General features: G+C 74.6%; 2 protein-coding genes. One reads left to right on the top strand and one right to left on the bottom strand.

Features of this window, described 5'->3' with window-relative positions; all coding sequences use genetic code 11:
- Window positions 1–1,115, bottom strand: a 1,115-nt coding sequence (locus B7L92_RS38125; RefSeq protein ID WP_081241639.1) for a serine/threonine-protein kinase, incomplete at its 3' end; no start/stop codon positions are given.
- A 501-nt stretch (window positions 1,116–1,616) separates the two neighbouring features.
- On the opposite strand from B7L92_RS38125, the gene B7L92_RS38120 reads away from it, so the two are divergent.
- Window positions 1,617–2,106: FHA domain-containing protein (locus B7L92_RS38120; RefSeq protein ID WP_143626512.1), on the top strand; the 490-nt coding region annotated here is incomplete at its 3' end.

Here is a 2,106-nt window from a genome sequence, read left to right as displayed (position 1 = left end):
GGGCCGGGCGGCACCGGCGGCATGACGGCGGTGGGGTCGGCCGCGCCGTGCTGGGGGAGCACGGCGGTCGGGTCGGCGGCGCCGGCCGGCCCGCCGGTGTGCGGCAGGACGCTGGTCTCGCCGTTGGGGTCGTAGGAGCCCGCGCCGTGCTGCAGCACCTGCGTCGGGTCGGCGGCACCGGGCACGCCGGGCACCGGCGCGGGCGCCGGGTCGGGCGCGAGGAGCGCGCCGACGTTCTCCGCGGCGGCGATCTGCGCGGAGTTCGCGCGCACGCCGACGCCCTCGGCGACGACCCGCAGGCCGCGCGCGAGGTTCTCGGCGCTGGGCCGTTCGTCGGGGTTCTTGCGCAGGCAGCGCTCGATGACCGTCCACAGCGGGTCGGGGACGGTGGAGGGGCGGCGCGGTTCGGCGCTCAGGTGCTGGTGCAGCACCTCCAGGGCGGAGGCCCCGGAGAACGGCGGACGGCCGGTGACCAGCTCGTACAGCAGGATGCCGGCGCCGTAGACGTCGACGGCGGAGGTCTGCGGGCGGCCCTCGGCGGACTCGGGCGCGATGTACGCGGGCGTGCCGACGAACTCGTGGGTGCGGGTCAGGCCCGGGGAGTCGGCGAGGCGGGCGATGCCGAAGTCGGTCAGCATCGGGTGCATCGCGCCGTTCTCCTGCTTGAGCAGGACGTTGGCCGGCTTCAGGTCGCGGTGCACCACGCCGTCGGCGTGGCTGGCGGCGAGCGCGTCGGAGATCTGGGCGGTCAGCAGCGCGGCGGCCACCGGGGTGAAGGGGCCGTTCTCGCGCAGGTGGCGGTGCAGGTCGGGACCGTCGATGAGGTCCATGACCAGGGCCAGCAGATCGCCCTCGACCACCAGGTCGCGGACCCGGACGATGTTGGGGTGGGTCAGCCGCAGCAGGACGGAGCGCTCGCGCAGGAACCGCATCACGACGTCGGCGTCGTTCGCGAGCTCCTCCTTGAGGACCTTGATCGCCACGGTCTCGCCGGGCTGTCCGGGCACGGCCGCCTCGGCGCCCGCGGTCTCCCGCTGGCGGGCTCGCCAGACGGTGCCCGTGGCGCCGCGTCCGAGCGGCTCCTCGAGCAGGTATTTACTGCCTACCGGCCGCACGTCATGCGCTCCCTGCTGATTGCTTGGCGTACACCGTGGTCCACCGTGCTGCGGAATGTTCCGACCCACTGTAGTGCCGCCGCCCGGGATACCGGCCTGGCGAATTCGGCGTCGTCCCCCGTGGGTCCTGCCCGCCGGCGCCCGTCCGTGTCGCCCGTCCGCGCTGCTCGTTCGTGTGGTCCACCCGCGTCGCCCGTTCGTGTTGCAGGAAAGACGCGCGACCCGGTCCGTTGGTTGCCGAATGCCGGACGTGACCGATCTCAAGTGATCCCGGAACGGCCATCGGCTCCGTACCGGTCAGGCATTTTTACGGGCAGAGCCGACCAATCAAGATCATTTGATGCCGGGCGGCGGGCACGTTGTCGGCGGCAGGTGCGAGGATGCCCCCAGTACTGGCCGTACGTGCGCGTGTGGCGGTGGGGGAAGTCCGCGGAGGGGGACCGCGGGGCGGCTTCGTCCCCCTTGTCGCGAGCGCCCGCGCAGAAGGGACCGCTGACGGCGATGCAGATCCGGCTGACCGTCGTTGACCCGCTGGGTTCGTCCTCCCCCGCGCGGGACCGGGCCGCGCGCCGCGACGTGCTGGTCACGGCACCCTCCGGCACGGCCCTGGCCGCGGTCGCCTCCGCCCTGGCCGCGGCGGTCTCCGGCGGCGACGGCGCGTCCGGCTCCTCGGGCACCCCGGTGCTGTACGCCGGTGACCGGCGGCTGGACACCCAGCGCTGCACGCTCGGCGAGCCGCCGCTGATCGACGGTGCGGTGCTGGCCGTGGGCGCCCCGGGCGAACCGGAGCCGCATCCCGAGCTGGACGACGCCCCCACCCGTCTCCACGTCGTCACCGGCCCCGACGCGGGCGGGGTGCACCTGCTGCACGGCGGCGAGATCCGCATAGGCCGCTCCGCCGACGCCGACGTGCCGCTCGACGACCCGGACGTCTCCCGGCTGCACTGCGCGGTCACGGTCGGCCCGGACGGCCGGGTCTCGGTGGCCGACC

The sequence above is a fragment of the Streptomyces viridosporus genome (assembly GCF_002078235.1).
GTDB lineage: Bacteria > Actinomycetota > Actinomycetes > Streptomycetales > Streptomycetaceae > Streptomyces > Streptomyces viridosporus.
Note: the sequence above shows the minus strand (reverse complement) of the source record. Positions and strands in the feature narration are given on the sequence as shown.